Annotated in this window: 20 protein-coding genes; 8 read left to right on the forward strand and 12 right to left on the reverse strand. The window is 73.7% G+C overall.

The window, feature by feature from the left end; genetic code table 11:
* Nucleotides 1–130 precede the first annotated feature (130 nt).
* Complete coding sequence (locus PZB75_RS01565) at nt 131–1,495, reverse strand: APC family permease (RefSeq protein WP_275533462.1); 1,365 nt, start codon at nt 1,493–1,495, stop codon at nt 131–133.
* 160 nt (nt 1,496–1,655) lie between these two features.
* On the opposite strand from PZB75_RS01565, the gene PZB75_RS01570 reads away from it, so the two are divergent.
* A complete protein-coding gene (locus PZB75_RS01570; protein WP_275533463.1) occupies nt 1,656–2,408 on the forward strand; it encodes a DUF2071 domain-containing protein in 753 nt (250 codons plus the stop codon).
* 112 nt (nt 2,409–2,520) lie between these two features.
* A complete protein-coding gene (locus PZB75_RS01575) occupies nt 2,521–3,219 on the forward strand; it encodes a DUF4328 domain-containing protein (RefSeq protein WP_275533464.1) in 699 nt (232 codons plus the stop codon).
* A 104-nt stretch (nt 3,220–3,323) separates the two neighbouring features.
* On the opposite strand, the gene PZB75_RS01580 is transcribed toward PZB75_RS01575, so the two are convergent.
* Nucleotides 3,324–4,952 carry an FUSC family protein gene (locus tag PZB75_RS01580; protein ID WP_275533465.1) on the reverse strand — a complete coding sequence of 543 codons (1,629 nt, stop codon included), beginning with the start codon at nt 4,950–4,952 and terminating at the stop codon, nt 3,324–3,326.
* Nucleotides 4,953–5,180: 228 nt separating this feature from the next.
* Between PZB75_RS01580 and PZB75_RS01585 the strand changes: the two genes are divergently transcribed.
* On the forward strand, nt 5,181–5,666 hold the full coding sequence (locus tag PZB75_RS01585; RefSeq protein ID WP_275533466.1) for an Lrp/AsnC family transcriptional regulator: 486 nt from the start codon (nt 5,181–5,183) through the stop codon (nt 5,664–5,666).
* 95 nt (nt 5,667–5,761) lie between these two features.
* On the opposite strand, the gene PZB75_RS01590 is transcribed toward PZB75_RS01585, so the two are convergent.
* Nucleotides 5,762–7,177 carry an NAD-dependent succinate-semialdehyde dehydrogenase gene (locus PZB75_RS01590; protein ID WP_275533467.1) on the reverse strand — a complete coding sequence of 472 codons (1,416 nt, stop codon included), beginning with the start codon at nt 7,175–7,177 and terminating at the stop codon, nt 5,762–5,764.
* Nucleotides 7,178–7,442: 265 nt separating this feature from the next.
* Here PZB75_RS01590 and PZB75_RS01595 point away from each other — a divergent pair, with 265 nt between their 5' ends.
* The gene (locus PZB75_RS01595) at nt 7,443–8,075 is read left to right on the forward strand and encodes a DNA polymerase ligase N-terminal domain-containing protein (protein WP_275533468.1); all 633 of its coding nucleotides are present in this window, start codon (nt 7,443–7,445) and stop codon (nt 8,073–8,075) included.
* A complete protein-coding gene (locus tag PZB75_RS01600; RefSeq protein WP_275533469.1) occupies nt 8,072–8,713 on the forward strand; it encodes an endonuclease in 642 nt (213 codons plus the stop codon). Before PZB75_RS01595 ends, PZB75_RS01600 begins: the two co-directional genes overlap by 4 nt.
* Nucleotides 8,714–8,780: 67 nt before the next feature.
* Here PZB75_RS01600 and PZB75_RS01605 read toward each other — a convergent pair whose 3' ends face one another.
* From PZB75_RS01605 to PZB75_RS01645, 9 genes are all read right to left on the reverse strand, one after another.
* Entirely contained in the window at nt 8,781–9,293 is a 513-nt protein-coding gene (locus PZB75_RS01605; protein WP_275533470.1) for a VOC family protein, read from the reverse strand.
* Nucleotides 9,294–9,409: 116 nt separating this feature from the next.
* A complete protein-coding gene (gene pgm / locus PZB75_RS01610) occupies nt 9,410–11,059 on the reverse strand; it encodes a phosphoglucomutase (alpha-D-glucose-1,6-bisphosphate-dependent) (protein WP_275533471.1) in 1,650 nt (549 codons plus the stop codon).
* A 259-nt stretch (nt 11,060–11,318) separates the two neighbouring features.
* Nucleotides 11,319–12,788 (reverse strand): helix-turn-helix transcriptional regulator, encoded by a 1,470-nt coding sequence (locus tag PZB75_RS01615; RefSeq protein WP_275533472.1) that lies wholly within the window; start codon nt 12,786–12,788, stop codon nt 11,319–11,321.
* A gap of 227 nt (nt 12,789–13,015) precedes the next feature.
* Nucleotides 13,016–13,633 (reverse strand): GAF domain-containing protein, encoded by a 618-nt coding sequence (locus PZB75_RS01620; protein ID WP_275533473.1) that lies wholly within the window; start codon nt 13,631–13,633, stop codon nt 13,016–13,018.
* Nucleotides 13,617–14,507, reverse strand: coding sequence for a S8 family serine peptidase (locus PZB75_RS01625; protein ID WP_275533474.1), 891 nt, complete (start codon nt 14,505–14,507; stop codon nt 13,617–13,619). The genes PZB75_RS01620 and PZB75_RS01625 overlap by 17 nt, the downstream gene beginning before the upstream one ends.
* Nucleotides 14,508–14,510: 3 nt before the next feature.
* Nucleotides 14,511–17,720, reverse strand: coding sequence for an adenylate/guanylate cyclase domain-containing protein (locus PZB75_RS01630; protein ID WP_275533475.1), 3,210 nt, complete (start codon nt 17,718–17,720; stop codon nt 14,511–14,513).
* Nucleotides 17,721–18,185: 465 nt separating this feature from the next.
* Nucleotides 18,186–18,386, reverse strand: a complete 201-nt coding sequence (locus tag PZB75_RS01635) for an aroma-sacti cluster domain-containing protein (RefSeq protein ID WP_275533476.1) — start codon at nt 18,384–18,386, stop codon at nt 18,186–18,188.
* Nucleotides 18,383–19,123: an iron-containing redox enzyme family protein gene (locus PZB75_RS01640; RefSeq protein ID WP_275533477.1), complete on the reverse strand. Its 741-nt coding sequence runs from the start codon at nt 19,121–19,123 to the stop codon at nt 18,383–18,385. The genes PZB75_RS01635 and PZB75_RS01640 overlap by 4 nt, the downstream gene beginning before the upstream one ends.
* Nucleotides 19,120–20,247, reverse strand: a complete 1,128-nt coding sequence (locus PZB75_RS01645) for a radical SAM protein (protein WP_275538542.1) — start codon at nt 20,245–20,247, stop codon at nt 19,120–19,122. The genes PZB75_RS01640 and PZB75_RS01645 overlap by 4 nt, the downstream gene beginning before the upstream one ends.
* Before the next feature lie 360 nt (nt 20,248–20,607).
* Between PZB75_RS01645 and PZB75_RS01650 the strand changes: the two genes are divergently transcribed.
* The 3 genes from PZB75_RS01650 to lanKC all read left to right on the forward strand — a co-directional run bounded on the left by PZB75_RS01650 (nt 20,608) and on the right by lanKC (nt 24,857).
* Nucleotides 20,608–20,772, forward strand: coding sequence for a hypothetical protein (locus tag PZB75_RS01650; protein ID WP_275533478.1), 165 nt, complete (start codon nt 20,608–20,610; stop codon nt 20,770–20,772).
* 162 nt (nt 20,773–20,934) lie between these two features.
* Nucleotides 20,935–22,200: an MFS transporter gene (locus PZB75_RS01655; protein WP_275533479.1), complete on the forward strand. Its 1,266-nt coding sequence runs from the start codon at nt 20,935–20,937 to the stop codon at nt 22,198–22,200.
* A gap of 65 nt (nt 22,201–22,265) precedes the next feature.
* Nucleotides 22,266–24,857: a class III lanthionine synthetase LanKC gene (gene lanKC, locus PZB75_RS01660; RefSeq protein ID WP_275533480.1), complete on the forward strand. Its 2,592-nt coding sequence runs from the start codon at nt 22,266–22,268 to the stop codon at nt 24,855–24,857.
* Nucleotides 24,858–24,980 lie beyond the last annotated feature (123 nt).

The following is a 24,980-nucleotide window of genomic DNA, read 5'->3' on the forward strand; positions in this document are numbered from 1 at the left end:
TTGGGGACGGAGGACCGATGGGCCGCACGCTCTTCCCTACTTCCGCTCTGGCCGCCTCACGGGGCGGAAGGAACATCCACAGGTGAGAATACTTGTCGCGCCGCAAGAGCTGACGGGTGTTCCGCTCGGTTCAGCCGGTACCGGAGCCGCCCGTTCCCTCGGGACCGGAGCTCCGCTCGCGGCGTTCGCGTAGCGCGGCCGGCACGCCCAGCGCGACACCGACCGCCAGCACGAGCAGCCCCCGCAGCCAGATCTCCGCCTCGATCCGGGTCGCGAGCAGGACGCAGGACGCCGCGCCGAGCACGGGGAGCACGGCGGGCACCCGGAAGTGATCGCGTGTTCCCCGGTCCCGGCGCAGCACGAGAACGGCGGTGTTGACGATGAAGAACACCACGAGCAGCAGCAGGACGAGCGTGGCGGCCAGGGCGGCCACGTCACCGGTCAGGGCCAGCAGCAGGGAGAGCGCCGTGGTGGTGGCGATCGCCGCCCAGGGCGTGCGGCGGCCGGGAAGGACCCGGGCCAGGAAGGACGGCAGCAGCCCGTCGCGTGCCATGCCGTAGGCGAGGCGTGAGGACATGATGCCGGTGAGCAGTGCCCCGTTGGCGACGGCGACGAGCGCGACGGCGCTGAAGATCCACGTGGGTACCCCGCCGGCCGCGTCGACCACCTCCAGCAGCGGGCCGCTGGACCGCACCAGGGTTTTGGTCGGTACGACGGCCGAGGCCGCGATGCCGACCAGGACGTAGACGACACCCGCGGTGATCAGGGCCCCGAAGAGCGCCCGTGGGTAGGAGCGGCGGGGGTCACGGGTCTCCTCGGCCACGTTGACGGACGTCTCGAAGCCGACGAACGAGTAGTACGCCAGCACGGCCCCGCTCAGGACCGCCGCGGCCGGTCCTTTCCCGCCGGTGCCCAGATCCGTCAGCCGGCCGAGTTCGCCGTCGCCGCGGAGGATGACCCAGGCGCCGAGCCCGATGACGAGCAGGAGCCCGCCCACCTCGATCACCGTGGCCACCACGTTGGCCCGGGTCGACTCACTGATGCCGCGGGCGTTGAGCAGGGCGAGAGCGGCCAGGAAGACGATCGAGACGACGACGACCGGAAGGGTGACGAACTCGGTCAGGTAGTCCCCGCCGAAACCGCGGGTCAGCGCGGCGACCGAGACGACACCGGCGGCCAGCATGCAGTAGCCCGCCAGGAATCCGGTGAAGGGCCCGTAGGCGAGGGTCGCGTAGTGGGACGCCCCGCCCGCGCGGGGGTATTTCGTGACGAGTTCGGCGTACGAGGCGGCGGTCAGCAGAGCGAGGCAGAGCGCCACACCCAGCGGTACCCAGACGGCGCCGCCCGATTCCGCCGCGACCTGGCCCACCAGCACGTAGACGCCCGCGCCCAGTACGTCCCCGAGGATGAAGAAGTACAGGAGCGATGTCGTGAGGGTCTTCTTGAGGGGTGCCGAAGTGGCTGACGCCTCTGTCGTGGCACGTGGTTCTTTCACGCGGGCCGTATACCCGATCCGTCGCGCGGCACCGATGGCCGAGGACGCCGTCCCCCCACCGGGGCGGCGATCGGTGCCCCGGGAGGGCGGACGGCGGGCGAGCGCGGTGGCGCGGCCCCGTGAACGGCCGGGGGGCTGTTCCCTTTGGCATCCTGAGACCGTGCAGAAGCCGACCGCTGTCGCCCTCGACCCTCCTGTCGCGATACCCGCCCCGCTCCTCACCCAGCAGTGGCTGGACCTGACCTTCATCCACTGGGCGGTCGAGCCGGACGTCGTCGCGGGCCTGCTGCCGCGCGGGACCGTTCCCGACACCCACGACGGGCTCACGTACATCGGGCTCGTCGCCTTCCGGATGCACCGGGTCGGATGGCTCCGGCTGCCCGCAGTGCCCTACCTCGGCTCCTTTCCGGAGACCAACGTGCGCCTGTACTCCGTGGACGGGCACGGGCGGCGGGGTGTGGTCTTCCGTTCGATGGACGCCTCGCGGCTGATTCCGGTGGTGATGGGCCGGATCTGCTTCCGGCTGCCGTATCTGTGGTCCCGTATGAGCGTCCGCACCGCCGGCGACACCGTCACCTACGCCGGCTCCCGCCGGTGGCCGGGCCCCCGGGGCGCGTACAGCCGGATCAGCGTACGGACCGGGGAGCGCGTTCGGGAGCCCACTGAGCTTGAGCACTTCCTCACGGCGCGATGGGGCATGCACAACCGGTTCTTCGGCAGAACGGGGTACCTGTCGAACCAGCACCCGCGCTGGCCCCTGTACCGCGCCGAACTCATCACGTGCGAGGAGAACCTGATCGTGTCCGCCGGCCTTCCGGCGCCGAGCGGTGCTCCGGTCAGTGTTCTCCACTCCCCCGGTGTGCCGGTCCGCCTCGGCCGTCCCGCACGCGGGCCGGCCGCTCCTGCCCGCTGATCCGGTCGGGCACGCCGGCCGTTCGCCCGACTTCCCGGTTTCCGGTCCGGGTTGAGGGCTGGGAACCGGCGGCGTACGGAGGACGTGTCCTCCCGTACGGGAGGATGACCGCATGAAGGATCACACAGAGCCGTCCGCCGTGCGCTCGGTCCGGGGACCGGCGCGCTGCGCCGTCACCACCCTCGCTCTCGCCGGCGCGGCCTGGGCGGCTCGGGCCGTATGGCAGATCCGGCTCGCCGCGGCGGGGCAGCCGTCGTCCGGGCCGCCGGAGCAGGGCGGCGGCCGGCACCGCCCGCTGACCGCGCTGGAGAACACCTACCATTTCGTGAGTTCCCTGGGGGACGCGGCCACGGTGCTCTGCGCGATCGCCTTCCTGATGTGGCTGTCGCGTGCCCGGGACAACGCCCGGGCACTCTCGGGAGAGCGCCCGCGCCGTGCCTGGCCATGGGTCTACGCGGGCTGGATCGTCCCTGTCGTCAATCTGTGGGTACCCCGTGGGATCGTCGTGGACATCCACCGCGCCAGTGCCCCCGGTGAACGGCTGCCCCGCGTCGTGAACTGGTGGTGGGGCCTGTGGCTGGCCGGCTCCCTGAGCGGGGTGGGTCTGATGTACACCGAGAGCGCCGACGGCGTCATCGCACGCGCGTACACGGACCTCCCGTTCCTGCTGACGGCCGACACGGCCGTCGTCGGCGCGGCCGTGGCCGGCGTCCTCGTCGTCCGTACTCTCACCGGGACCCAGCGCGAACGCCTGCCCGGGACCGTCCCGCACAGGGCCGACCCGGTGTCCCCGGCGCGGCGCGCGGTCTGAACGGCGGTCGGTCCCGCTCGCCGCGTCGGCCTGCCGACATCCCACCCGTACCGCCCGTGTACGTCCGGCGTACGAAGCACCGCTCGGGTGCCTGTCACGACCGACTACGAGGGTACGAGGGGAGCGCGCGGCGCACTCCTCAGGGGGGTGACGAGTTCCGCGAGGGCGTGTTCCAGGCCGTGAAGGTGGGTCAGAGCGGGCCCGGCGCCCAGGGGAGGCGGAACGGAACCGGGGGCCGTGGACCCGGAATTCGCGTCCGGCGCCGTGAGCGTCGGTGCTGTACGGGTCGGTGTCGTGAGGGCCGGCGTGGTGAGGGCCTTCAGCGCGGATTCGACGCGCCGGCAGGCAGCCGCCAGCCGGGCGTCGTGCGAGGCGTCCGGGTCCGCGGCGACGGAGGCGAGCCCGCGCACCTGGCCGGCGCAGTCGTCGAGCAGCGCGAGAACTCGTCGGGCGCGGGCCTTACGGGCCCGCGACGGGTTCAGCGGGTGCACGAGAGGGGCGACGGAGACGCGTACGCGTTCGAGCAGCAGGTCGAGCTCGACGATGCGGTCTGTGGGGTCGGCGGACGGAGAACCCGCGAGCCGGGCGGCCGCCTCGGCCGTGCACAGATGGACACAACGCAGCGCGCGCTGAATCCAGGCGTCGGTCGTGGCATGGGTGGTGAGCGGCAGAACGAGGAGCACGGCCAGTGCCGCGCCGACGGCCCCCGTGACGGTCTCGACGAGCCGCAGGACCAGGAGTCCGGGGTCGAGGACCCCGAGCAGGCCGTAGAGCACCCCGGCCAGCACGGTCACGAAGAACATCATCCAGCTGTAGGAGACAGCGGCCGCGTAGAAGATCCCTCCCACGCAGACGGCGACCAGGCAGGAGGTGAGGACCGCGTTGCCGTGGAGCGGGACCGCGATCGCGAGCCCGGCGACGATGCCCAGGGCCGTGCCGAGGACCCGCCGGAAGCCGCGGACAAGCGTCTCGCCGCGTGAGGCGGTGTTCACGAAGATCCACCAGGCGGCGCCGACCGCCCAGTACCAGCGGTCGTGGGACAGGAACTGGCCGACGGCCAGCGCGAACGCGCACGCGACCGTGGCCTGCACGGCCTGGCGGGTGGCGGGACGCTCGATGCCACGGCCACCGGGCGGGGCCGGCGGGCGGGGCGTCGGCAGGCCCCGCTCGTAGCACCAGAGCCCGAAGCGGACCGACGACGAGGCGAGAAGGGCCACCGCGACGGCGGCGTACAGCTGGGGCAGCTGAGCCGGCACCGCGTGCAGGAACTGCGCCAGGAAGAACGTCATGAACGCGAAGACCCCCAGGGCGTGACCACGCGGGCCCCACCGGCGGGCATGCACCCCGGCACCGATCACGGCGAGGAACAGGGCGTCCCGCGACAGCGGCCGGTCATGGAGCGCGGTCGCCAGCGCGAGCACGGGAAAGCCCACCACGGGAAGCAGCGCCGTGGTGATCGCCTGGTTCCTGACCGTGGGATCGGTGACGGTGAAGAGCGCGAGGAGCGCCACCAGTCCCCCGGTGACAGCCATGATCAATGACCGGTCCGCCGCCCCGGAGACAGCGACGGCCAGACCGACGCCGAGAACGGCGCGGCCGGCACTGCGCAATCGCAGCCGGCCCGGATCGGGGGCCGTGAACAGCTTCTTCGTTCCCGTGGCGACGGTCCGGGACGTACGGGCCGTCCCGGTGTTCCCGCTCCGCGCCCCTCGCGCCGTCCGCGCGTTCCGCATGGTCCTCACGACGGTCCGACCGCCCCCTCCGGCTCGTCATACACCTCTTCGCACAGCGAAGGCGCCGCGTCTCCGGAAAGCGGCTTCGTCGCCGTCCGGCGCCGCGCGGCGCCATCGTCGGACAGAGCAAAGCACCCCACCGGTCACTGGCTCAAATCGACGGGACAGCACTGCGCCATTGGTACAGTGACGATCCCTTTCGACGGACCACGGAGAGGCCAACGGATCATGGCGGTGGACGCCCTCGACGCCCGCATCCTGACGTTGCTCATCGAGCGGCCGCGAACCAGCGTGCGCGAGTACGCACGTCTCCTCGGGATCGCCCGGGGCACTCTCCAGGCCCGGCTCGACCGGCTGGAGCGGGACGGGGTGATCACCGGTACGGGCCCGGTCCTGTCACCCGCGGCGCTCGGTCACCCGGTGCTCGCGTTCGTCCGTCTGGAGGTGACCCAGGGCCGTCTGGACGAGGTGGGTGACGCGCTCACCGTCGTCCCGGAGATCGTGGAGGCGTTCTCGACCACCGGGGACGGGGATCTGCTGACCCGGGTCGTGGCGCGGGACAACGGGCATCTGGAGGACGTGATCCAGCGGCTGATCCGGTTGCCCGGTGTGGTCAGGACCCGGACGGACGTGGCGCTGCGCGAGCGGGTGCCGCACCGGCTGCTTCCACTGGTCGAATCGGTGGGCCGGGCGGCGGGCGGCACACCGGGCTGAACGGCGTGCCGCCACTGTGGATGCTGCCGCGACGGCCGACGATCCGGCGTTCCGCGTCGGTACGGGCCCGTCGCGGGCCCGGGAGCGCCGCGGGGTCAGCCCGCGATGGCGCGCAGTTCGGCGTCCGGCGGCAGGACCCGTACCAGCTTCTTGTTGACGAACTCCTGCATGCCCAGCTTGCCCAGCTCGCGCCCGTACCCCGAGCGCTTGATCCCGCCGAACGGCAGGTCGGCCTGGGTGGAGGTCGGGTGGTTCACCCACACCATGCCCGTCTCCACACGCTCCGCCACCGCGCGGCCGCGCTCCACGTCCGCGCAGAACACCGAGCCGCCGAGGCCGTACTGGCTGTCGTTGGCCAGAGCCACCGCCTCGTCCTCGTCGGCCACCCGGTGGATGACGGCGGCGGGACCGAACAGTTCCTCGGCGTACGCGCGCATCCCGGGCCTCACCCCGGTGAGGATGGTCGGTTCGACGTAGGCGCCCGGCCGGTCGATCCGGTTCCCGCCGATGACGAGTTCGGCTCCCTGCTCCACGGTTTCACGGATCTGCTCGACCAGGCCGACGGCCGCCCGTTCGGAGGAGAGCGGGCCGAGCGTGGTGTTCTCGTCGGCGGGGTCGCCGGGCCGCAGCGCGGCGAACGCGGTCCGCATGCCGTCGACGAACCGGTCGTAGACCTCGTCCACCACCACGAAGCGCTTGGAGGCCACGCAGCTCTGCCCCGTGTTGGACATGCGGCCCGCCGTCGCCGCGCCGATCGTGCGTTCCAGGTTCTCCCCGTCCAGCACGATGAACACATCGCTGCCGCCCAGCTCCAGCAGGCTCTTCTTCATCGCCCGCCCCGCCTGCTCGGCGACCTGGGAGCCGGCCCGCTCGCTGCCGGTCAGCGACGCGCCGCGTACCGCCGGGTGCCCGATGACGCGGGGTATCTCGTCGTGGGTGACGAAGAGGTTGGTGTAGACGCCGCCGGGGGCGCCCGCGTCCTGGAAGATCTCCTCCACGGCCAGCGCGGACTGCGGGCAGATGCCCGCGTGCTTGAGGAGAACGGTGTTGCCGAGGACGAGGTTCGGGCCCGCGAAGCGCACCACCTGGTACAGCGGGAAGTTCCACGGCATGACGCCCAGGAGCACCCCGAGCGGTTCGTGCAGCAGGTACGCCTCGCCCTCGTCGACCTCCAGGGTCTCCGGGGCGGCGAACCCGGGGCCGTGCTCCGCGTAGTAGGTGAGGATCGACGCGGCGAGGTCGACCTCGCCGCGCGCCTCGGAGATCAGCTTGCCCATTTCGAGCGTGACGAGCTGGGCCAGCTCCTCCTTGCGTTCGGTCATGATCCCGGCGGCCCGGCCGACCACGGCGGCCCGCTCCCCGATCGTCTTCCGCCGCCATTCGCCGAAGGCCCGGTCGGCGTCCTCGACAACGGCGTCGACCGTCTCCCCCTCGATCACGGGGAACTCCGCGAGCGTCTTCCCGGAGGACGGGTCGACCGTGGCGAACGGGCTGGTGTGCTGCTCCGGCATCGGAACTCCAAGGGGTGGTGGGAACGTACGGCGGAACTACCGGTTCCGCGCTCAGCCCCCGAGTGCCCGATGACGAAAGCCGCAAACAGCACCAATGCGGATGGTGTGATCGCGGGAGCCGTGGCGCGCGGCACGGGCGGGCCGCGCGGTGCCGTTGTGCGGTCCGTGGCCGACAGCGGCACAGTGGGGAACAGTGGAGGAGAGAAGACCGGAAGGCGGGAGGACCGAGGAGCCACGGGACGGGCGTCGGAGGAAGGAACCGGACGTGAGCGACCACGACGCGCTGCGGACCTACCGCGGCAGACGACACTTCGGTACGACGGCGGAGCCGCGCGGATCGGGCGGCGCGGCGCGGGACGCGCCACGGTTCGTCGTACAGATCCATGACGCCCGCCGTATGCACTTCGACTTCCGGCTGGAGGTCGACGGCGTACTGAAGTCCTGGGCGGTACCGCGCGGCCCCTCCGGGAATCCGCGCGACAGACGGCTGGCGGTGCCGACGGAGGACCATCCGCTGGAGTACCGCGAATTCGAGGGCGTCATCCCCCGGGGCGAGTACGGGGGCGGCACGGTCATCGTCTGGGACCAGGGCACCTACCGGCCGCTCAGCCACGACCGGCGCGGAGCGCCCGTACCGTTCGACGAATCCCTTGAACAGGGCCACGCCACGTTCTGGCTGGACGGTGCGAAACTGCGCGGCGAGTTCGCCCTCACCCGGTTCCGCGGCGGCCACGAGGGCGCCGGAATGGGCGAGGACGCCTGGTTGCTGATCAAGGCCAACGACAAGCGGGCCGTCCACGACCGTCCCGGGACGCCCGACCCCCACCACGCGCGTTCGGCCAGGACCGGACGCACCCTGCGCCAAGTCGCCCACGAGGCCCCGGGAGGCTCTTCGTGACCAGCCGAGAGACCGTGGACACCCTGCTCACCCGGCACGGTGAGACCTACGCCGCCGAGGCGGGCATCCGGCTGCGAGACACCCCGCAGCCGCTGTACCAGCTGTTGGTGCTGAGCGACCTCCTCAGCGCCCGGATTCGGGCGTCGGTGGCCGTCGCCGCCGCCCGCGCCCTGTTCGGCCACGGCATGCGCGGTCCGCGGCAGATGGCGGACGCGACCTGGCAGCAGCGCGTCGACGCCCTCGGCGAGGGCGGCTACCGGCGCTACGACGAACGGACCGCGACCCAGCTCGGCGACGGGGCCCATCTGGTGCTCGACGCGTACGGCGGTGATCTGCGGCACCTGCGCGAGGAGGCCGACGGCGACCTCGACGCGCTGCGCGCGGGGCTGCGCCGGGCGCCGGGCATGGGTCCGGCCGGGGCGGACATCTTCCTCCGCGAGGTACAGGCCGTATGGCCGGAGACGGCGCCCTACCTGGACGGGAAGGCCCTTCAGGGCGCGGAGCGGCTGGGACTGCCGTCCGCGCCGGAGAAACTGGCGGACCTGGCGGGCGACCGGGGGCCGGCCGTCCTCGCGGCGGGTCTGGTGCGGGCGGCGCTGGACAAGGACGTGGTGACCGACGTGCGCGAACACGCCTGAGCCGGACGGTCGCGGGCGCCGGGAGCGGATGTGCTCCGGCCGGTGCCCTGCCGGTCGGCCGTCGTCCTCAGGGGCGCCAGCGCCGTTCGGCCGTCGTCCGCTCGTACGGTTGCGGATCGGGGTAGCTCACCAGCTCCAGGATGCTTCCCCAGGGAGTGCGCAGATAGGCGAACCTGTTGCGCTCGCCCTCCTCCGGGCCGGGCAACGGATGCGGTGGGGCGAGGAGGGCGGCCCCGGCGGACACACAGTTCTCCACGGCCTCGTCCAGTTCGTCGGTGTACAGCGCGACGTGCTGCCAACCGAAGTCGCAGGGCAGTACGGGGGGTTCCTGCCTGGGGCCGCTGAACTCGAAGAGTTCGACGCCGGGTCCGTTCGGCAGGGACAGCATCCGGATGGCGCGCTGCCGGGTGCCCTTCGGCACACCGAGCCGCTTCTCCAGGTCGGGACCCTTCCTGGGCTCCTCCTCACGGCGCAGGGTGTCGTACAGGATCTTGGCACCGAACGCGCGGACGAGAAAGTGGGTCGCCGTCTCCAGGTCGGGGACGGTGAGACCCACGTGATCGATACCTCGTACAGTCATGGACCCATCGTCGCCCGAGGTGAGCGGCGCGGCGCGTTCACGGCCGTGTCCGGGCGCGCCGCCGTGGGGCGGCCGGACCGTGCGGGCCCGGCCGCCCGGCAGGGGCGGGCGGTGTCTCAGCCGGCCGTGCCCAGTGCGGTCGAGACCAGGGTGCGGGCCTCCTCCTGGACCCTGGCCAGATGGCCGGGGCCCTGGAAGCTCTCGGCGTACACCTTGTAGACGTCCTCGGTGCCCGAGGGGCGGGCGGCGAACCAGGCGCTCTCGGTGCAGACCTTGAGCCCGCCGATCGCCGCGCCGTTCCCGGGGGCCTCCGTGAGGACCGCGGTGATCGGTTCGCCCGCCAGGGTGTCCGCGGTGACCTGGTCCGGGGCGAGCCTGGCCAGGACGGCCTTCTCCTCGCGGGTCGCCGGGGCGTCCACCCGGGCGTAGGCGGGGTCACCGAAGCGGGCGGTGAGTTCGCCGTAGTGCTGGGAGGGGGTGCTGCCGGTGACGGCGGTGATCTCGGAGGCCAGCAGGGCCAGGAGGATGCCGTCCTTGTCGGTGGTCCACACCCGCCCGTCGCGGCGGAGGAACGACGCGCCGGCCGATTCCTCGCCACCGAAACCGAGGCCGCCGTCGAAGAGGCCGTCGACGAACCACTTGAAGCCGACCGGGACCTCCACCAGCCGGCGTCCCAGGTCCGCGGCGACCCGGTCGATCATGGAGGAGGAGACCAGGGTCTTGCCGATGCCGGCATCGCCCGGCCAGCCGTCACGGTGCGAGTAGAGGTACCGGATGGCCACGGCCAGGTAGTGGTTGGGGTTCATCAGCCCGCCGTCGGGGGTGACGATGCCGTGCCGGTCGGCGTCGGCGTCGTTGCCGGTGGCGATGGTGTACGCGTCACGCCGCTCGATCAGCGAGGCCATGGCGTGCGGCGACGAACAGTCCATCCGGATCCGGCCGTCCCAGTCCAGCGTCATGAACCGCCAGGTGGGGTCGGCGAGCGGGTTGACCACGGTGAGGTCGAGGCGGTGGCGTTCGGCGATCCTGCCCCAGTACGCGACGGAGGCGCCGCCCAGCGGATCGGCGCCGATCCGCACCCCGGCGTCGCGGACCGCGTCCAGGTCGAGGACGGCGGGCAGATCGTCCACGTACGCCGTGAGGAAGTCGTGGCGCGCGGTCGTCGGGGCGGCCAGTGCCTTCGCGTACGTGATCCGGCGTACTTCCTTCAGACCGCCCTCGATCAGGGCGTTCGCCCGGTCCTGAATCCAGGAGGTGGCGTCCGAGCCGGCCGGCCCGCCGTGCGGCGGGTTGTACTTGAAGCCGCCGTCCGCGGGCGGGTTGTGCGAGGGCGTGACCACGATGCCGTCGGCCCGGCCGTTGCCGGAGCGGTCCCGGTTGTGGGTCAGGATCGCGTGCGAGACGGCGGGGGTGGGGGTGTATCCGTCGTCGGAGTCGATGAGGACGGTGACGCCGTTGGCGGCCAGTACCTCCAGTGCGGTGACCCTGGCGGGTTCGGACAGGGCGTGGGTGTCGGCTCCGAGGAACAGCGGCCCGTCGGTGCCCTGCCGGGTCCGGTATTCGCAGATCGCCTGGGTGGTGGCCGCGATGTGGTCGTCGTTGAAGGCCGCGGCGAGGGACGAGCCCCGGTGCCCCGACGTGCCGAAGGCCACTCGCTGGTCCGGGTCCGCCGGGTCGGGGTGGCCGGCGTAGTACGCCGTCACCAGTCGCGCCACGTCCACCAGATCCCCGGACTGCGCCGGTTTCCCGGCCCGTTCGTGCACCATCGCTTCTCCTCAATACTCATCGGTCGTCCCGCCCCGGCCGGCCGCCCTCACCGGGGAACCGGGCCTGGGCGCGGACAGGTGCCGTGCGGGGTGAGCGGCGTGTCAATCATCCCATCGTCCGACCGGACCGCAGGGCGGCGGCCAGGGCGTGGGACGGTCGTGGGCGGGACGGCCCGGCCGGTCGCGCGGGCCGCGCGGGCCGCGCGCCCGACGGTTGCGCACCGTCGCTCCTCCGGTCCGGTGCCCCGATCCCGCACCGTCACGCGTCCCGGGCGGCGGCCGGTCGCCGGACCCCGGCCCCGGTCCGGCGGGCGAGGTCGGCCGTCTCGGCCCGGCCGGCCCACCGCGGGGCCAGCCTCAGACGCAGACCGCGCACCTCCTGCCCCAGCAGCGTCGACTCGCCCGCCGTGGCGACGGCCAGTACCGGTTCGGCGACGGCGAGGGCGGCCTGCGGGTCACCGGCGCAGGCGTAGCTGTCCGCCATCCGTATCGTGAAGAGCGCCCGCGACGCGTGCATCCCCGGCGCGAGCAGGCTCAGCGCGGTCCGGCCGGACTCGACCGCGCGCAGGGCCAGCCGCCGGTCGCCGATGGCCGCCGCGATGTCCCGGAGCGCTCCGGCCGCACCGGACTCCACGCGCAGCCGCAGCGAGGCGACGGACAGCCAGGGTGCCCGCGTCCCGTCCCGCTCGTCCGCCAGGTCCGTCAGGGACCGGGCGCGGTCGATGTGGCTCAGGGTGGCCGGGGCGTCCCCCCGGACGGCGTGCCCGCGTGCCTGGTACAGCTCGCTGAGCGCCCCCGCCCAGTACCGGCCCTCGGCGGCCCGCCCCATCGCCCGCGCGTACGCGAGTGCCGAGGGTCCGTCCCCCTCCAGCCGGGCCAGTGTGCTCATGTCACCGAGGGCGGCCACCTCCACTCCGGCGTCACCCGCCATGGCGGCCCAGCCCAGGGAGGTGTCGAGCCAGGCCATGGCCGTCCCGTTGCGGCCCCAGAACAGCCGAAGACAGCCCGCCGACTGGGCGTACTCGGCGGCCAGCGGCGCCAGTCTGCGGTGGTACGGCATGGAGGGCACGGCCATCCAGCGGGTGATCGCGTGCAGGGTGCGTTCGACGAGGGCGGCCGCGTCCGGCCAGACCCGTTCCTCGTCGGCCCGCAGACAGGCGGCCAGCAGCGCGGTCAGCGCGTGCACGGTGTCGTCGTCGAGGGCCGGGCTCGACGTGGTGGCCGGGCCGAGGGCGCAGAACGCGGAGTGCAGGGCGACGGCGTCCGTGAGGCGGGGTACCGAGCAGCCGTTGTCGCCGTGCACCGGGCACCTCAGCCCGTACGCGGGCAGACTCGTGGGCAGGGTGACCCCGGGCGGCAGCGCGAAGAGCGAGGCGTCGCCCTCGGGCTCACCGGGCAGCGGGCGCGGCGCGACGGCGGCCGGGGGCCGTGGCGCGGGGTCCGGTTCGGCGGGGCCGGTGCGCCCGGCGGTGTCGGCCGCCTCGCAGGCGGCCAGCAGTTCGCCGCCCGCCGTCAGCAGGTCGTCCAGCCTGCGCGCCAGCCTCGGTGGCGCCTTCCGGCTCCCGTGTTCGAGCCTGCTGATGGCGGTGTGGTCGTATCCGACCCTGGCTCCGACCTGGGCCTGGGTGAGTCCGGCCCGTCTGCGCCACTGCCGCAGCCGGACGCCGAACTCGCGCCAGGGCTCGGACGTGCGGGCGTCCGGCGGTACGGGTGCTGTGTCCGCGCTCATGGGCGGACCCGTTCCGTACCGGTGGCGGCCCCCGGCCCCGGCCGGCGGAGCGGGGGGCCGCCCTTTGGGGCGTCGCACCGGGGAGGGCGCGGTGTGCCCGGTGTCCTCCCGGCCGCCGCGTCCCGGCCGCGTCTGTGCCCACGCTGATGGGTCATAGCTCGGAAGAATAGCGAGCACCCGCCGCCCGCGGACCGGTTCGCCCGGCCACCTTCCGGCAGCGGGGCGGTTCAGCTCGGTTCGCGGAGCAGTTCCTCCAGGGTTCCGAGCAGTCGCAGCGCGTCCGCCCGCTGGTCAGGGCCGAGTGAGGGGCCGGTTCGCCAGGATGTCCCGCGAGCGGGGACATCGGTGGCGCGGTCGGTCACCACCCGCAGCGCGGCGGCCGCCTGCCGGGCGAACAGCGCCAGCAGATCGAGGTCCTGGAGGCTGGAACGCGCCTGCGGGGACGGGTCCAGCACCTCCAGGACGCCCAGCACACGGGAGCCGTGGATGAGCGGGGCGGCCATCAGGGAGTCGGGTACGAACTCGGTGGACTCGGCGAGGGAGCGGTCGAAGGAGGTGTTGGCGGTGAGGTCGTCGACGACCATCGGTTCGCCGGAGGTCGCCACCCAGCCCGCGATGCCGCGTCCGGCCGGGAACCTGCGGCCGACCAGGAACTCCTCGCCCTGGCCGGACACGGCCTGGAAGACCAGTTCGTCGGCCTCCTCGTCGAGCAGGAACACCGAGCTGGCCTGGGCGCCGAAGATGGCGCGGGCGACGTCGACGACCGACTGGAGCAGTTCCCGGCAGGGGTGCTCCGCCGCCGTGGGCGGTTCGGTGACAAGGGCGGGTTCACTTCTCGGAGTCATCGGACACCTCTCCTGCCGACGTGGACTGCCGCGGGCCGTATCGGACATTGGCCGCGGAGAGATAGAGGGCGTTCTTGAGCTGAAAACTGGTCATCCTCGGGTGTTCGGAGAGGATGCGGGCGCAGAGGCCGGAAATGTAGGGCGTGGCGAAGCTGTTCCCGGTGGTGCGGATGGTCGTGCCGCCGAGCCAGGGCACGGAGACGTTCTGGCCGGGGGCGAAGAACTCCACCGGCGGTTCGGGGTTGTAGAGGTGGAGGCCGGGGTCGTCCTCCTGGTGGCTGCCCACCGAGATGACCGAGGCGAACCGCCAGGGGAAGCTCTCGACCGGGGTGTTGTGCGCGGACGCGACGATCACCGTGCGGGCGAAGTACGCGCTGTCGGCCAGGGAGTGCAGTTCCTCGACGAACCGCGCGCGGGTGGTGGACAGGCTCAGGTTCACCACGTCGAAGCCCTGTTCCACGGCCCAGCGCAGGCCGCCGATGAGTACGTCCCCGGTGCCGGAGAACCGCTCGCCGAGCACCCGGACGCTGTGGAGTTCGCAGTCGGGGGCGGTCCGGCGGATGATCCCCGCGCAGGCGGTGCCGTGTCCGCAGGTGTCGCCGATGTCGGCGGGTCCGGCGGGTTCGACCGTGATCGTCCCGGTGTCCTGGTCCTTGACGACGACCCAGGAGCCGTCGACCGTTCCGACCAGCGGATGGTCGCGTTCGACTCCGGAGTCGACCACGCAGACGCGAATGCCCCGCCCGGTCGCCTCCGGCGATGTACGGGCCGGTGGCACCGGCCCGTAGTCGGCCGAGACGGGTACGTCGTCTGGGCTGCGGCCACGCAGACTCCAGGTGAGCCCGTGGCCCGGCGCCGTGCCGGTTGTCCTCATCCGTCAGCTCCTTTCCGTGTCCGTGGCCCCGGCCGCCCGTGCGGCGAGCCGTCCGGCCCGTCGTACGCCCGGCAGATGGCCCTTGTCCGAGAACCGCGCGCCCGCCACCCGGGCCGAAGCCGCGGCCTCCGTGCGGCGGCCCAGCAGCAGCAGGGTCTCCGCCCGGTCCAGTGCGGCGACCGCCTGCACCAGCGGGGAGTCGGTCCGCGCGGCGGCCGCCACCGCCGACTCCACGTGGCGCAGGGCCCGTTCGGCGGCGCCCTCGGCGGCGGCCAGCCGGCCGAGCAGCCCGTCGAGGTCGATCGTGTCGGCGTACGGCAGTGCCTCCGGCGGGCCGACCAGGGTCAGCCGTTGCCGGGCCCGTGCCGGGCGGCCCGCGTCGAGCAGCAGACGGGCGGTGTCCAGGCCGACGGCGGCCAGCATCCCCGGGGCGCCGAGGGCGCGGGCCGCCTCGTCCGCCCGGCGGACCAGGTCCAGCGCCTCCTGACGGCGGCCGAGCAGTGCCTCGACCGTGGCGCGGAAGACGGGCAGGAAGACCTCGGCCTCGGCGTATCCCAGCTCACCGGCGAGCCGGTCGGCCTCCGCGAGGCAGTCCCGGGCCTCGTCGGCGCGGTCCTGGAGGGCGAGCAGGACGGCCAGCGGGCAGTTGAGGGTGACGCGCACGGTCCGTCTGCCGCCGCCGTGTTCGGCGAGCAGGGTCCGGCAGCGGGCGACCGCGGTCGGTACGGGTTCGGGGCCGCGCCACAGCGAGACGCCCATCGCGCCGAGCGCGGCGGCGCGTTCGGGTTCGGCCTCGGCGCGCACGGCGTGCCGCAGGGCGCGGCCGAGGTAGCGGTACGCCTCGTCGTGGCGGCCCGCCCGCTGCCGCTGCTGGGCCAGTCGCAGATGGGCCCTGGCCTGTCCGGTCGCGTCGTCCGCGGCCTCGAAGACCGGCAGCACCGCGTGCACGGTCCCGGTGATCGCGTCGGGATCGGGGCGGGTGGCGAGTACCGCGAGGGCGAGCCGGGCGTGGGCGGTCTCCACCGGGTCGGTGGCGGTGGTGAGCACCTGGGTGAGCAGGGACCGGCCCTCGTCGGTGCGGCCCAGGGCGACGCGGACCTCGCCGAGTGCGCGCAGCGCCGGGACGGCGGCCTGTTCGCCGGTGGGGCACAGCTGCGCCGCGCGGCCGAGGAGGTCGTGTGCCCAGTGGAGGTCGGAGCGGGCGAGGGCCTGGGTGCCGGCGCGGGTCAGCGCGGTGACGGACCGGCCGCGCAGGGTCTCGGTCCGCTCGTCGAGCAGGCCCAGTTCTGCGCGGTAGCGGTGGGCGCGCTCCAGGTGTCCGCCGATCGCGCCGTCGCCGCCGCGCAGGACGCTGGGCAGTTCGGCGGCCCGTTCGTGGCGTTCGGCCTTGGCGCGCTTGGACATGCACTGGTACGCGACTTCCTGGACGAGTCCGCTGCTGAACCGGAAGAGTCCCTGGCCGGAGGTGGCGGGGCCGGGTTCGATCAGCCGGCGGCGGCTGAGACGCGCCAGCGCCGCCGGCACGACGACGTCGCCGCGCCCGCCGGGCGGGCCGCCGGCGGACGGCGGGGTGGGGCGGCCGTCGGGCCCGGGGCCCGTCCGGGACAGCCGGACCAGCTCCCGCTCGGTGAACTCCCGGCCGACGATCGCCGCCAGATCGAGTGCGGTGCGCTCGCCCCGGCCCAGCGCGCCGATCCGCGCTTCGAGCAACGCCTGTACGGTCGCGGGCAGTTCGTCGTCCCCGTCACCGAGCGGTCCGGTGCCGGTCCCGGAGGTGGCGAGCAGTTGCTCCAGGTAGAGGGGGTTGCCCTCGGCGCGGGCGAGCAGTCCGGCCGGTGCCGTGTCCTGGTGGGCGTCGAGGTCGGCCAGCCCGGCGGCCAGTCGGGCGGATTCGGTGCCGGAGAGACCGGTGAGGGTCAGCGTCCGGCGCCCGGGGTCCACGGGCTCCCCGGTGCTGGTCCGGCCGTCCAGGAGGTCGGGCCGGGCCAGACGGACCACCAGGACGGCGGCCCGGCCGAGCAGGCCGACGAGCCGGTCCACGGTCTCCAGGAGGGCGGGGCCGGCCCAGTGGCAGTCGTCGAGCAGCAGGACCACCGGGCGCCGCCTGGCGAGCAGTTCGAGCACGACGGCCAGGGCGGCGCAGGTGTCGTCGACCGAGGAGTTCGGGGTGCCGTCGCGCAGCAGTCCGCCGGTCAGCAGGGCGAGCGCCTCGTCGGCCGCGGCCGAGCCGGTGGGCGGTCCGTGCCGGTTCCCGGTGATGTCCGTCCCGGCGGCGGCGAGCAGGTCCCGTACGGCGTCGGCGAGCGGGGCGAGCGTGCCGTGGTCGCCGTACGTGCGGCACCGCCCGGCCCCGTACGGCAGGGCCGAGATCTCCGTCCGGCGGCGCAGCCATTCGCGGGCCAGCCGGGTCTTGCCGATTCCGGCCTCGCCGCCGATGTGCAGCAGCTGGGCGCCCTTGCCGGTCGCCGCCCGGTCCAACGCGGCGTCCAGTTCGGCCAGTTCGCGTTCCCGTCCGACGAAGGGCACATCGAAGCGGCGGAGCAGTTCCGGGTCGTCCGCGCCCAGGGCCAGCAACCGGTAGGCGTGGACGGACTCCGTCTTGCCCTTGAGCCGCAGTGGGCCGACCTCCTCCACGGTCACGGTGGGTCCGGCGGCGAGCAGGGTCTGCGGGCCGATGAGGATGTCCCCCGGGCCGGCGTTCTGTTCCAGCCGTGCGGCGATGTTGACGGTCTCGCCCGAGATGAGCGCCTGTCGCGCGGTGGCGTCGGCGCCCGCGACCACCTGCCCGGTGTTGACGCCGATACGGACGTCCAGCCGGATGCCGAGGGCCGCGTCCAGCTCGGCGTTGAGCCCGTCCAGGGCGTCCAGCATGCCGAGCGCCGCCGCCAGCGCGCGGCGCGCGTCGTCCTCGCGGACCACGGGGACGCCGAACACCGCCATCACGGCGTCACCGATGAACTTCTCCGGGGTGCCCCCGCACGCCTCGATCCGACGGCTCATCAGGTCGAAGTAGCGCAGGGTGACGGACCGCAGCGTTTCCGGGTCGAGCGTCCCGGAGAGCGCGGTGGAACCGACGAGGTCGCAGAACACCACGGTCACGAGCTTGCGTTCGTCGTCCGGCGCGGTGCCCGCCGGTACGGGGCAGGGCGTACCGCAGGAGGGGCAGAACCGGGCCGCGTCCGGCAGGTCCCGGCGGCACGAGGTGCAGGTCATGACGGTGTCCTTCTCTGTGGGCGGGGCGGCGCGTCCGGCGCGCGCGCCCGGCCGGTGCGCGCCCGCCGGGCGGAGGGCCGTCCTCCTTCTTCCGGACGTACGTGAATGACTCCGACGGCGTGGCGGGTGCGCGTGCCGGGCGCTTCGGGCCGCACTCCTCCGGGCTTACGGCGGGCGGGACTTCGCGGACACGGCCCTGGCGCCGCTCCCGCGGGCCTCGCCGGGAGCGGCACCGGTGCGGTGGCCGGCAAGGTTTGCCCCGAAGGAGCGTCGTCCGGTGCGTGCGATCGCACGGCGGCCGGCAGTCACTGGAGGGGGTCCCCCCTGGCCCTCAGGACCTTGGGGGAGGAGCTACCAGGGCCTTCGGCCAACGCGACGAGGACGGGGCCTCCCCCGGTCGAGCGAGGCCGAGAGCTCGGGGAAGTGCCGGGCGGCGCGACGGGGCGAAGCTCGCCGGGAGCGGCACTAGAACAGCGCCCCGCCCGCGATCTCGCCGTGTGCCTGGACCTCGGGGCCGACCGCGTCCAGACGGTTCTTGATGTCGAGCAGGAGGACCAGTTCCTCCTGGCTGAGTGCGCTCAGTACCTCCTGTTGTTCCTCGGTGAGCATGTCGACGGCGAAGCCCGCGCCGTGCAGCGCGGCCAGTCGGTCTTCCGGTTCGTTCATGTGGGGCCTCCGATCAACGCGTGGGTGTCCGGCTCCCCGGGGGCCGGCGGGGCCGGTCCGGGGCGCCCGAGCCGGACGAACAGCTGGGTGAGCGCGTCGGTGGTGTGCAGCGCGCTGACGGCCACGGCGGCCTCCTGGTCCGGGGTGAGCGGCAGCCGGTCGAGCAGGGCGTGGAGATCGTCGAGGTGGCCGGTGTCGAGCCGGGCGTGTTCCCTCACGGTCCGGAAGGCGGCCGGGGGCAGACCGGTGGCGGCGGTCAGGCGGGGCGCCAGTCCGGCGGCGGGCGCGTGGCCCTCCAGGACGGCGATGTAGCCGAGCAGGGACACGGGGTGGTGGTGCTCGGCCCAGTAGTACTGCGCCCCCACCAGGGAGGCGACGACGGCCGGGGGCACCCGGGTGAGCGGCGCGGTGGGATCGGCGCCCGCGGCGGCGAGGTCGGCCAGCAGCCAGTCGTCGTGGTCGGTCTCCTCCCGGGCGTGCGCGGTGAAGTAGTCCGCGAGCGGGGCGCCCAGCGGGTCCCCGGCCGTGGCCAGCCGCTCGCCGCGCCGGGCGGCCAGCCGCATCAGCGGTACGGAGGCCCGGATCACCGCGTGCATGGCGCAGAGGTAGTCGAGGTATCTCGGCAGCAGACCGTCCGAGCGCCACAGGGTGGCCGTCGCGGTGCGCAACGACGGTTCGGTGAGGGCGAGTTTGGCGCGCAGTCGCCGGGCGGCGCCGCCCGGTCCGGCCGCCCTCACCGGCCCTCCCCCGGCGCGGGCAGGGGGGCGTCGGCGCGTCCGGCCGTGTGGGCCCCGGCCGGCCCGCGCGGCGTCAGCAGGTCGGCGTAGGGGGCGCAGCCGTGTCGCCGCACCAGCGCCACGGGTCCCTGCTCGACCTGCGCGCGGGCGGCCGTCAGATCGAGGAGAACACCGGCCGGTCCGGCGGCCACGGCTTCGACGGCCGCCGTGATCCGGGGGTGTTCGCCCAGTGCCCGGCAGCCGGCGCAGTAGCCGTCGGCGGGGACGTCGGGTGCGTGACGTGCGTACAGATGGCTGGGGCCGACCGTCCTGATCATGCGCAACAGCGGTGACAGGAGGGTGCGTTCGCGGATCTCCGGCCAGGTGTCGTCGGCGATGTGGCCGAGTCGCAGATGGGCGGGCGCCGGTCTGCGGTCGACCGTGTCCTGGTTGCAGCAGGCGAGGACGGTCCCGTCGAAGGCCACCACCGGCCAGGCCGCCATCGAGCAGGGCAGTGCCCGCTCGGCGTCGGGCGGCGGCCGGGTGGGGCCGGCCCAGGACGCGGCACGGCCGAACGCCCTGACCTCGTTGACCAGGGAGGGGACCCGGCCGTCGAACTCCCGCCGGATGTCGGCCGTGACGTCCGCGAGGTACGGGTCGTCGGGGCCGGTCCCGGCGAGGTGGAAGCTGACCGGGACCCCCGCGTCGCGCACCTGGCGCACGGCGCGGAACACGTCGGCCCGGTCGATCTCGCGTTCGTGGTGGGCGTCGAGGCTGGCGGAGAAGTGGTCGACGGAGGTGATCGCGCGCAGGATTCTGTCGGGCACCGTCCGCTGCCGGGCGAAGAACATTCCGCTGAGGAGTGCGGTGCGCGAGCCCGCCGTCCGCGCGAGGGCGCCGAGTTCGGCGGCCAGCTCCGGCAGCAACAGCGGCTCGCCGCCCGTCAGCATGACCACGTCGGGCCGGGTCTCCGGGGTGAACGAGGCGACGAAGCGGCGCAGTTGGCCGGGGTCGGGTTCGTCGCGGGTGGACATGCCGGAGGCGGTGGAGCAGTGCGCGCAGCTCAGCGGGCAGCGGCGGGTCAGGCTCAGCAGCAGTCCCGCGCCGGGAACGGGTCTCAGGCCGATGAGTTCGGCGAGTTCCACGCGGGCCGCCTCCTTCAGGATGTCCGGATGCGCGGCGCGGTCGCCGCGCACGGGGACAGCGTCCCGGCCGGGGGTTCGGCTCCGGTCAAGGACCGCTTCGGAAGCGGTATGGGCGCAGGCCGGCGGCCCGGGGCGGGTCGTACGGGTGGCTCCCGGCAGCTGGTTCCGGTCCCGCCCACCCCCGCTGAGCTGGCGGTATACCGGGGCCGTACCGGCACCGAGCCGCTTCCGGGGGCGGCGGGCCTAGCTTTCTGGTCATCGGCAGGCAACAGCCCGCCGCTCCCGGACCACCGGGCTTCCCCGCGGAGCCCGTACCGGTCCTGGAGGTGACCGCACCGCTATCAGTGGATGGAGATCACCATGGCCGAGAACACGAAGCCCGCCGCCGAGGACAACAACGAGGAGACCCCCGAGGTCGAGGCGCACAGCTCCGTCCTGGACCTCCAGGAGACGGCGGCGGTCAACGAGCGTGAGCTCGACGGCAGCTGCGTCAGCGTCATCAGCGTCGTCCTGTCGGAGCGCTGATCCGGGGACCGAGTCCTGACCAGCGGCACGGGGGCGGTTCGCCGCCCCCGGCCGTCGGCGGCTCGTCGTCAGCCATGGGGCGGCTCCTCGCGGGGCCGCCCCGCCGCGTTTCCCTTCGGCCGGTCGCGCGGCCGGCCCGTTTCCATGGCACCGGGAGGGCCGTTGAAAGCCTCTTCGCTCCGAAGCAACAGGGATTTCCGTCTGCTCTGGATCAGCGGTCTGTTCGCCACGCTGGGCATCCAGATGTCCGCCCTCGCCCTGCCCCTGCTGGTACTGCGGGAGACCGGATCGGCCGTGCAGGCGGGCGCCATCGGCACGGTGTCCGTCGGAGCCCTGCTGTTCACCATGCTCCCCGGTGGTGTGCTGGCCGACCGGGTGGAGCGCAGACGGCTGATGCGGCTGTGCGACGTGGGCAGTCTGCTCGCGGTCACCTCCCTGGTGGTTGCGGTACTGAACGGAGGGGTGCCGCTGGTGCTCGTCCTGCTCGTCGCGGGCGCGGGCGCGGTGCTCAACAGTGTGTACGGGCCCGCCGCGTTCGGGCTGATGCGGACCGTGGTGTCCGCCGAGCACATGGGTACGGCCACCGCCAGGCTCCAGGCCAGGACCTCCACGGCCCGGCTGGTGGGTCCGCTCGTCGGCGGCGCCCTCTTCGCCTGGCACTCCGTGCTGCCGTTCCTGGCGGAGGCCGTCGGACTGCTGATCTCGACGGCATGTGTCGCGCTGGTGCGGACCCGTTCGAAGGCGGAGAAGCGGGCCGGTTCGGTGTTCAGCCGGAAGGAGCTGACCGCCGGACTGACGTTCCTCTGGTCCCTGCCCTATCTCCGTACCGTGCTGCTGGTCTTCGGCCTCGGGATGAACTTCGCCTTCGGCGCGATGATGTTCACCACGCTGGCGGTGTTCTCCGACAGCGGCCAGTCGGGTCTCGGTGGCGGGGTCGTCGTCACCTGCACCTCGGCGGGCGCGCTGCTCGGCGCCCTGATCGCACCGAAGCTGCGTCCGGAGGACCACAGTTGGGCGCTGATCGTCGCCACGTGCTGGGGCTGTGTGCTGACCGCGGGGCTGCTGGCGTGGATTCGGCAGCCGTTGGCGGCCGGGCTGCTGTGCGCCGCGTGCATGTGTCTGGCGACCGTGGCCAGCATCGGTTTTCTCTCCACCATGCTGGTCGTCACCCCGAACGACCGTGTCGGCAGGGTGCAGAGCGCCGCGAGCTTCCTGTCCACCCTCGTCCAGCCGTTCGGCCCGCTGGTGGGCGGGGTGCTGCTCGGCGCGTTGGGCGCCGTCGGCGCGTACGGGGTGCTGGGAGGCGTCCTGGCGCTGTCCGCCGCCGTGATCACCCTGACCCCCTCGGTACGCCGCGGCCCGGCCCCCGGGGCGGACGGCGGGACGGTGCTGCCGGGAGCGGCGCCCGCTGCCGCCGCCCGGCCCTGACCCCCGACCGGACCACGACGGCGGTACCGGGCCGGCGCCCGCACACATTCACCAGGAGTCGTGTCATGCCCAGCGTCCAGAGGACCCAGCTGTTCTGCGTCGCCGACCCGGTGTACTACGAGACACCGGAACGGCTGCCCGATCACGACACCCGGTACGGCCTCGACCGGTCCGAACCGCCGCCCGGCTGGCGCCGCGACGCGAACGGGCTGTGGACGTCGATGCGCCCGCACGGGACCCAACCGGCCGAGCAGGGCTGGAAGATCCATGTCTCCACGGTCCCCGCCGAGGCGGCCCGGACCCTCGACGACACGGCGCGGATCTGTCTGGCGCACGGGGTGATCTTCAAGTTCCTGCGCAGCGAACGGGCACTGGCACTGATGTCCGGCAAGTACATGGCGCGGGGCGGCAGCGGCAAGTTCATCACGGTCTACCCACCGGACGAGGAGACCTTCCTGCTGGTGCTCGCCGAGCTGGTGGAGGCGCTGGACGGACGCCGCGGACCGTACATCCTCAGCGACCTGAGGATCGGACGGGCACCGGTGTACGTCCGTTACGGGGCGTTCGTCGAGCGCTGGTGCCGGGACGCGGACGGCAACACCGTGCACGCCCTGCGGCATCCGTCCGGCGCACTGGTGCCCGACACCCGGGAGGTCGTCTTCCGGACGCCGGACTGGGTGACGCCGCCCGACGAGCTGCGCCCGCATCTGGCCGCCCGCGCGGCGGCCGGGGACGACGGATTCCCGTACCGCGTCCGCGAGGCGCTCCAGTTCTCCAACGCGGGCGGCATCTATCTGGCGGAGCACCGCGACACGGGTGAACGGGTGGTGCTCCGCGAGGCGAGGCCGCACAGCGGTCTGGACGCGGCGGGCGACGACGCGGTGACGCGGCTGCACCGGGAGCACCGGGCGCTGCGCCGGCTGGCGGGGCTCGACTGCGTACCGAAGGTGTACGGGGTGCGTGAGGTCTGGGAGCACCACTTCCTGATCGAGGAGCACATCGAGGGCAACTCCCTGCTGGAGGAGGTCGTCACCCGCCACGCACTGGCGCACGGCGGCCGCTCACCGGCGGAGCTCGCCGCGTACGCGGCGTGGGCGGAGGGCATCGCGGACGCCCTCGGCAAGGCGGTCGCATCGGTGCACGAACGGGGTCTGCGCTTCGGCGATCTGCACCCGTCGAACGTCATCGTCCGCCCCGACGGGTCCGTCGTGCTGATCGACTTCGAGTACGCCACCGACCTCGACGATCCGCACACCCCGGTGGCCGGGGCTCCCGGTCTGCAGGCGCCGCCCGGCACCACGGGCGCGGAGGTCGACCACCACGCGCTCTGGGCGACCTGGCTGAACATGCTGATGCCGCTGCTGGAGATGGCCGAGCGGGACCCCGGCAAGGTGACGACGATCGAGACCTGGGCCCGGCGGCGGTTCGGGCTCGGCCCTGACGCCGGGCCGCCCAGGCCCGTCGCGTTCCGCCGCCCGCCGACCGGTTCCGGCGAGCAGCGGGTGCGGGAGCTGTTCGGCGCGGGCGCCTTCGACTGGCCGACGGTCCGTGACCTTCTGGTGGCCGGGGTGCACGCGGGGGCGACGCCCGAGCGCCGCGACCGGCTGTTCGCCGGAGATCCCGACGGATTCGACACGGGCGGTACGAGCGCGGCGCACGGCGCCGCCGGGGTGCTGTACGCCCTGCACCGGGTGGGGGCGCGCGTCCCCGAGGCGTATGTCGAGTGGCTGGCCGGGGCGGCGCGCCGCAACGGCCGGGCGGCGTCGGGCGGGCTCTTCGACGGTCTGCCGGGGGTGGCCGTGGTACTGGCCGCGCTGGGGCGCCGCGAGGACGCGTACGAACTGATGGAACGCGCGGCGGCGGCGCCGCACGGCTCGGGCGCCGATCTGTTCTCGGGACTCGCGGGCGTCGCACTGGCCCGGACGCGGCTCGCGGTGTCCGGGGACGGCGCGCCGGACACCGGCCTGCTCGACGCCGCTCTGCGCGACGCCCGGGAGCTCGACGCGCTGGTGCGCGGTGACCGGGCCACGGGGCTGGCCGCGCCCCCGTCGGCGGGACTGCTGTACGGGCTGAGCGGCGCCGCCCTGCTCCAGCTGCGGCTGTACGAGCTGACCGGGGAGGAGTGGCTGCTGCGGGCGGCGGAGGCGGCGATCGACCGGGAGTCGGGGCACTGTGTCGACATGCCCGGAGGTTCGGTGCAGGTGAGGGACGGCCGGCGCCATCTGCTCTATCTGGACCAGGGCAGTTCGGGTGTCGCGCTGGTGGCGCGGGAGCATCCGGCCCGCTGGGGCATCCCGGGACAGCGGAAATTCCTCTCCGATGTCCGGCGTGGGTGCGTACTGGAGTTCGTCCGTGAACCCGGTCTGTTCCGGGGCCGGGCCGGGCTGATCGCGGCCGGACACCGGCTGGGTGGTCCGGAGCTCCGCCCGGACGTCCTCGACTCGGTACGCAATCTGTCCTGGCACCTGGTGGCGCGGAACGGCGCCCTCCATGTGCCGGGAGCGGGCCTGCGGCGGTACTCCACCGATCTCGCGACCGGGTCGGCCGGTGTGCTGCTGGCCCTGCACTCGGTGTTCGGAACTCCTGAACCCCCCGCCGACGGGCGGGGCCGCACACGTGGTGCGGTGGGCCTGCTGGATCTGCTCACACTGGGCTGATCACGGGCCGACCGGCACAACGGTCCCGGACCAGGAACCGGGACCGGTACCCGACCCGGCCGACGGGTGGTCAGGCACCCGTCGGCCGGGTCCCGTCGCGCTCGGCGGCCGATCGGCGAATGA

It is taken from the genome of Streptomyces sp. AM 4-1-1 (genome assembly GCF_029167625.1).
Classification (GTDB): domain Bacteria; phylum Actinomycetota; class Actinomycetes; order Streptomycetales; family Streptomycetaceae; genus Streptomyces.